This window comes from Pseudomonas sp. GL-R-26, from assembly GCF_019947365.1.
Classification (GTDB): Bacteria; Pseudomonadota; Gammaproteobacteria; order Pseudomonadales; family Pseudomonadaceae; genus Aquipseudomonas.
On the sequence record NZ_JAGYGI010000024.1, the window covers coordinates 85,638 to 92,055 of the forward strand.

At 56.3% G+C, this 6,418-nt stretch carries 6 protein-coding genes; 3 read left to right on the forward strand and 3 right to left on the reverse strand.

What is annotated here, in order from left to right; translation table 11 throughout:
* Positions 1-12: 12 nt before the first annotated feature.
* The gene (locus KGA96_RS22455) at positions 13-639 is read right to left on the reverse strand and encodes a response regulator transcription factor (RefSeq protein ID WP_008053528.1); all 627 of its coding nucleotides are present in this window, start codon (positions 637-639) and stop codon (positions 13-15) included.
* Positions 640-1,183: 544 nt separating this feature from the next.
* Here KGA96_RS22455 and KGA96_RS22460 point away from each other — a divergent pair.
* Positions 1,184-1,882, forward strand: a complete 699-nt coding sequence (locus KGA96_RS22460; protein WP_046043603.1) for a hypothetical protein — start codon at positions 1,184-1,186, stop codon at positions 1,880-1,882.
* Positions 1,883-2,032: 150 nt separating this feature from the next.
* Here the strand turns inward: KGA96_RS22460 and KGA96_RS22465 are convergent, their stop codons facing one another.
* On the reverse strand, positions 2,033-3,250 hold the full coding sequence (locus tag KGA96_RS22465; RefSeq protein ID WP_046043604.1) for an argininosuccinate synthase: 1,218 nt from the start codon (positions 3,248-3,250) through the stop codon (positions 2,033-2,035).
* A 129-nt stretch (positions 3,251-3,379) separates the two neighbouring features.
* Entirely contained in the window at positions 3,380-4,285 is a 906-nt protein-coding gene (locus KGA96_RS22470) for a flagellar protein MotY (protein WP_046043605.1), read from the reverse strand.
* Between the two features lie 159 nt (positions 4,286-4,444).
* Between KGA96_RS22470 and pyrC the strand changes: the two genes are divergently transcribed.
* On the forward strand, positions 4,445-5,491 hold the full coding sequence (gene pyrC / locus KGA96_RS22475) for a dihydroorotase (protein ID WP_008053524.1): 1,047 nt from the start codon (positions 4,445-4,447) through the stop codon (positions 5,489-5,491).
* Positions 5,488-6,165 carry a ribonuclease T gene (gene rnt / locus KGA96_RS22480; RefSeq protein ID WP_046043606.1) on the forward strand — a complete coding sequence of 226 codons (678 nt, stop codon included), beginning with the start codon at positions 5,488-5,490 and terminating at the stop codon, positions 6,163-6,165. Before pyrC ends, rnt begins: the two co-directional genes overlap by 4 nt.
* The last annotated feature ends 253 nt before the right edge of the window (positions 6,166-6,418 follow it).

Below are 6,418 nucleotides of genomic sequence, written 5' to 3' on the forward strand. Positions count from 1 at the left end.
GCAGTTACGTCATCACACCAGACCATTGCGTTGTGCCAGTTCGATCAGATCGACCAGAGACCGCGCATTCAGCTTGAGCAACAGGCGAGTCTTGTAAGTACTGACTGTTTTATTGCTGAGAAACATCCCATCGGCAATTTCTTTATTGGTCTTTCCTCGGGCCAACTGTTGCAGGACCATCATTTCCCGCCCCGACAACCGATCAACCATATCGGCCTCACTGGCATTCCCCAAACTGCAACGCACGGTATGCAAGGCTTGATTAGGAAAGTAACTGTAGCCTGACAACACGGCCTTTATTGCACTGAGCAACTCCGTGAGGTCTTGTTGTTTGCAGACATAGCCGGCTGCACCGGATTGCATGCAACGCATCGAAAAATGCCCCGGCGCCTGGGAAGTCAAAATCAGCACTTTCATCGGCATTGAGGTCGAAGACAAACGCGCGATAACTTCCAACCCGTCCAGCTTCGGAATTCCGATATCCAGAATGACAATGTCCGGCATAAGTTCACGGGCTAGTTGCAGTGCGTCCACACCGTTATCGGTTTCTGCAATAACTTCGTAGCCATGACGCTCCATTAGCATACGTACCGCAAGACGAATGACGGGGTGATCATCCACGATCAGCACTTTATTCATGGGCAAGTCCAATTTTCGCTGTTCGAATTTTTAGAGCCCGCACAATAGCCTAGTCGTTTCACCCATGGCATGTCGCCCCTCCCAGCCACCCACACCAAGAGACATACCCTACAAACAACACGGATTCCTCCTACAAAAATCCCTCGAACAGAATGAATTGAAAACTGTATCAGCGTCAGTCTGTCGCACTTTCCAGCCGGCACCCCTGTCGATTTACGACCAAAATTTTCCGAGAGCCAGCTTGATCTGTCGCACTCTGACAAGCATTAGCCTCTATCTCTCAGTTAAAACGTAACTGATATTTACGCATTCAACCCTCACACCAGAAATATCACACATCAAGCATCCAATTACTCTTACAGCAAATAATATTTTTTGAGCAATCATTAAAACACACCCCACACTCAAGAACCCCAAGAGCAATACAACAAACAAATTAAAACCTGTCAAAAACCAACAAACAATAAAAATCACTACAATAACCAGCACATCGGCCCAACCTCATAAACCACTCGAGAACAGACAACCCGCATGAGTACAGAATATGATAAAAAAACGAATCACCAACCCAATGACAATTATCGCAATATTCGCAGCACTCTCTGAAACTTCGGCAGCCGTATCTCTCCCCTTCCTTGATCAGGAGGAAAGAGAGCTCTACGTCTGGTTCCTGATCAGTTTTCCGTTCTATTTACTTTTACTTTTTTTCGCAACACTCAACTTCAACTATAAATCACTTTATGCGCCTTCCGATTTTGAAAAGGGAAAGCACTTCATGAAGGTCATGGATGATGTTGGGCGGTCGGAAAAAAAAGCGTCCGGGAAGTCGTCTGAAAACCCCGCTCTGAAAACGTCAACGAATGACTGGCAGTCAGCTCGCACGCCCTGTGGCGCACAGGACCCACCAACCGGGATTGGTCTGCAAACCACTGTCTCTGTTCAGCATTACCTTCAGCTGCCGGAGCCAGTAAAAGACGTGTACATCGTTGATGTACGCTGGATGAGCAAAGAGGTCGAGTTTGGAGCGCTGCTGGAGAAAATCCAGAGGCCACGGGAAAAGGCGGCATACGTGATTCTGTTTGTCACTTGTGCAGTTTCGGAGAAATTACTGAAAGCCAGTGCGCTTGAACATTCAAAGCAGGCCAACAAGCGCAGTGCTGCCGTTTATGTAGCCTACAATCTCGACTCGCACCGGTTGTCTGTCATTGATCAGGCCGGGCAACCGGCGAGCAACAACCTGTAGTACAGGTCAGGCCATTGAGCAGGAGAAAAACAGGAAATCATCAGCGGAAACGAAAACACCCGACAACGCAGTAACTGGCGTCACGCCCCGTTTTCAGGTACCTGACCTCGTCGAGGACGAGGTCAGGCATCCATCACGACTTCAAAGGTCTCAGAACAGCTTCCGGCCTTTGTTCGCCGCAATGCGCATGCGCAGGGCGTTGAGCTTGATGAAGCCCGCAGCATCCGCCTGGTTGTACGCGCCGCCATCTTCTTCGAAGGTAGCGATGTTGGCGTCGAACAGCGAGTCGTCGGACTTGCGGCCAGTGACGATCACATTGCCCTTGTACAGCTTCAGGCGCACAACGCCGTTCACGTTGACCTGGGACGCATCGATCATCTGTTGCAGCATCAGACGCTCAGGGCTCCACCAGTAGCCGGTGTAGATCAGGCTGGCGTACTTGGGCATCAACTCGTCCTTGAGGTGAGCCACTTCGCGGTCCAGGGTGATCGATTCGATCGCACGGTGGGCACGCAGCATGATGGTGCCGCCAGGAGTTTCGTAGCAGCCACGGGACTTCATGCCCACGTAGCGGTTCTCGACGATGTCGAGACGGCCGATACCGTGTTCGCCACCGATACGGTTCAGGGTCGCCAGCACGGTGGCCGGAGTCATTTCGACGCCGTCCAGCGCGACGATGTCGCCGTTGCGGTAGGTCAGTTCCAGGTACTGCGCCTTGTCTGGAGCGTTTTCCGGGGAAACGGTCCAGCGCCACATGTCTTCTTCGTGCTCGGTCCAGGTGTCTTCCAGCACGCCGCCTTCATAGGAGATGTGCAGCAGGTTGGCATCCATGGAGTACGGGGACTTCTTCTTGCCGTGGCGCTCGATCGGGATCGCGTGCTTATCGGCGTAATCCATCAGCTTTTCACGGGACAGCAGGTCCCATTCACGCCAAGGGGCAATCACTTTCACACCAGGCTTCAAGGCGTACGCGCCCAGTTCGAAACGAACCTGGTCGTTGCCTTTGCCGGTGGCGCCATGGGAAATGGCGTCAGCGCCGGTTTCGTTGGCGATTTCGATCAGGCGCTTGGCGATCAGCGGACGAGCGATGGAAGTACCCAGCAGGTACTCGCCTTCGTAAACGGTGTTGGCGCGGAACATCGGGAAAACGAAATCGCGCACGAACTCTTCGCGCAAGTCGTCGATGTAGATCTCTTTGACGCCCATGGCCTGAGCCTTGGCGCGTGCAGGTTCGACCTCTTCGCCCTGACCCAGGTCAGCGGTGAAGGTCACCACTTCACAGTTATAAGTATCCTGCAGCCACTTGAGGATCACCGAAGTGTCCAGGCCGCCGGAATACGCCAGAACGACCTTGTTTACGTCCGCCATGCCATCACTCCACGGGATTCTACGGAAAGCCGGGAAGTCTACCGCTCATGCAGAATAATTTACAGTGGCGCGACAGCTTATGACGACGAAGCGACAGATTATGTCGAGAGGGCGACGATGACCAAAGAGTCAGGAAGTTGCCGAAACGGCCGCTTTCGTTGCTTGCGGGGCGACTTGTTCCGCGGGCGCTCCGCGCTCCAGGCGTACCGCTACTCGACGGTTCTTCGCGCGGTTGGTGTTGTTGGTGTTAGGCGCCACCGGATAACGCTCGCCATGGAAACGCAGGGTGATTTGCGACTCCTGGATGCCGTTGGCCTTGAAGAACTCCATCACTGCCAGGGCTCGGCGCCGCGACAGGTCGCGGTTGGTCAGGCGGTTGCCGCTGTTGTCGGAGTGACCGTCGAGCTCGATGTGATTGACCGTCGGATCGGCCTTCATGTACTCCAGCATCACCTGCAGCTTGGCTTTTGCGGCGCTGTCGAGTTCGATTCCACCGCCGGGGAAGCCGATTTCGGATTGCTTCACCTGTTCGAAATTCTGTGGCAACAGCTTCGCCACGCAACCTTGGTAGTCGGCAAACGCTTTGGTGAACCTGACCGGCAACAAGCGTACTTCCGACACCCGCCCATCCCCCGAGGAATGTCGAACCACCGGGCTGCGACCGTCCATCAGGCCACTGATCAGACGCCCGGCCTGAACCTGTGAGCTGTTGAACAATACGTTGCCACTGCCGATTCTCACCGTGCCCAGATTGATGTCGTCACGTCCCGGTTGCCACGGCGCGGCAGCGGCCAGCAGCGTCGCCGAGCCACCGCCGATCATCGGGTTGTAGGTTTTCAGACGAAACGTCGCCTGCTCGCCGGCACGACGCACGAACTCGCCCGAACCGAAATCGGTGATCGGCTGAGTCAGGCGGCATTCGAACTTGTCGCCTTCGACCGTCCACTCAATGTTCTCCAGAGGTGTCTGGAAAGTGAGCGCCATCGCCGGAAGGCTGGCAAACACACTGAGCAAGGCTAAATAACGCTGGCGCACGGGAGGCTCCACTGGTTTCTACAACAAAAAGACCGACACACACATGTTTACGGCATACCTGTTGGATATCGGAAGCTTCCTGCAAAACTTGATAGCGAGTGCCTGCAAGAGTCTTTTCCGGTAGCATTCCCTTGAGTTTGACCCGCCTGGAATCCCCTCATGTCCGACCGCCTGACCCTGCTGCGTCCCGACGACTGGCATATTCATCTTCGCGATGGTGCCGTGTTGACCAATACCGTCGCGGATGTCGCGCGCACCTTTGGCCGCGCCATCATCATGCCCAACCTGGTTCCACCGGTGCGCAACGCGGCCGAAGCCGACGGCTATCGCCAGCGGATTCTCGCTGCCCGACCGGCCGGCAGCCTGTTCGAGCCACTGATGGTCCTGTACCTGACCGACCGCACCCAACCTGAAGAAATTCGCGAGGCCAAGGCCAGCGGATTCATTCACGCCGCCAAGCTGTACCCGGCCGGCGCGACTACCAACTCGGACTCTGGTGTTACCAGCATCGACAAGATTTTCCCTGCACTTGAGGCCATGGCCGAAGTCGGGATGCCGTTGCTGGTTCACGGTGAAGTCACCCGTGGTGATGTCGACGTGTTCGACCGCGAAAAAATCTTCATCGATGAACACATGCGCCGTGTGGTCGAGCGCTTCCCGACCCTCAAAGTGGTCTTCGAGCACATCACCACCGCGGACGCCGTGCAGTTCGTCAACTCGGCTTCGGCCAACGTGGGCGCGACCATCACCGCGCACCACCTGTTGTACAACCGCAACCACATGCTGGTGGGCGGGATCCGGCCGCACTTCTATTGCCTGCCGATCCTCAAGCGCAATACCCACCAGGAAGCCCTGCTCGACGCCGCCACCAGTGGCAGCGAGAAGTTCTTCCTCGGCACCGACTCGGCCCCCCACGCCCAGCACGCCAAGGAAGCGGCGTGCGGTTGCGCCGGTTGTTACACCGCCTATGCGGCCATCGAGATGTATGCCGAAGCCTTCGAACAGCGCAATGCGCTGGACAAGCTCGAGGCCTTCGCCAGCCTCAACGGCCCTCGGTTCTATGGTCTGCCGGCCAACACCGATCGCATCACCCTGGTCCGCGAAGAGTGGACCGCCCCGACCAGCCTGCCATTTGGCGAGCTGACCGTTATCCCGCTGCGCGCCGGTGAAAAACTGCGCTGGCGCCTGCTGGAGGAACACGCGTGAGTGAAGACCATTTCGACGACGAACTGGAAGGCAATGGCGGCGGAGGCGGCCCTCGTCATCCAATGGCGGCCAGGTTCCGTGGTTACCTGCCGGTTGTCGTCGACGTAGAAACCGGTGGCTTCAATTCGGCCACCGATGCCCTGCTGGAGATCGCCGCGACCACCATCGCCATGGATGAAAAGGGTTTTGTTTACCCCGATCACACCTACTTCTTCCGTGTCGAGCCGTTCGAAGGCGCGAACATCGAAGCGGCGGCCCTGGAGTTCACCGGGATCAAGCTCGATCACCCGCTGCGCATGGCCGTGAGTGAAGAGTCTGCCCTGAACGATATCTTCCGCGGCGTGCGCAAGGCCCTCAAGGCCAATGGCTGCAAACGGGCGATCCTGGTCGGGCATAACAGCAGCTTCGACCTGGGCTTCCTCAATGCTGCTGTTGCGCGGCTGGACATGAAGCGCAATCCGTTCCATCCGTTCTCCAGTTTCGATACCGCAACGCTCGCCGGCCTCGCTTACGGTCAAACCGTACTGGCCAAGGCTTGCCAGGCAGCGGACATTGACTTCGACGGTCGCGAGGCTCACTCGGCTCGCTACGACACCGAGAAGACGGCAGAGCTGTTCTGCGGCATCGTCAATCGCTGGAAGCAGATGGGTGGCTGGGAAGATTTCGACGACTGAGTCGGCCTCGGTGTTATCCCGCCCATAAAAAAACCGGCCTTGATGGCTAATGCCGATCAGTTAAGCCTCATTGCTTGACCTTTGGCCGCAAGAAATCAAAATCCGATGCCTGAATAGGCATCGGATTTTTTTATGCGTCTGGCTCGGGCACTGGAACTGACCCACAACTTCGTCTCGACTCCCAATTCCCTCGAGGGATTGGACTCGTTGCTTGATCCATCGCTGGTCGAACAGGCCTTGGAACAAGCCGGTG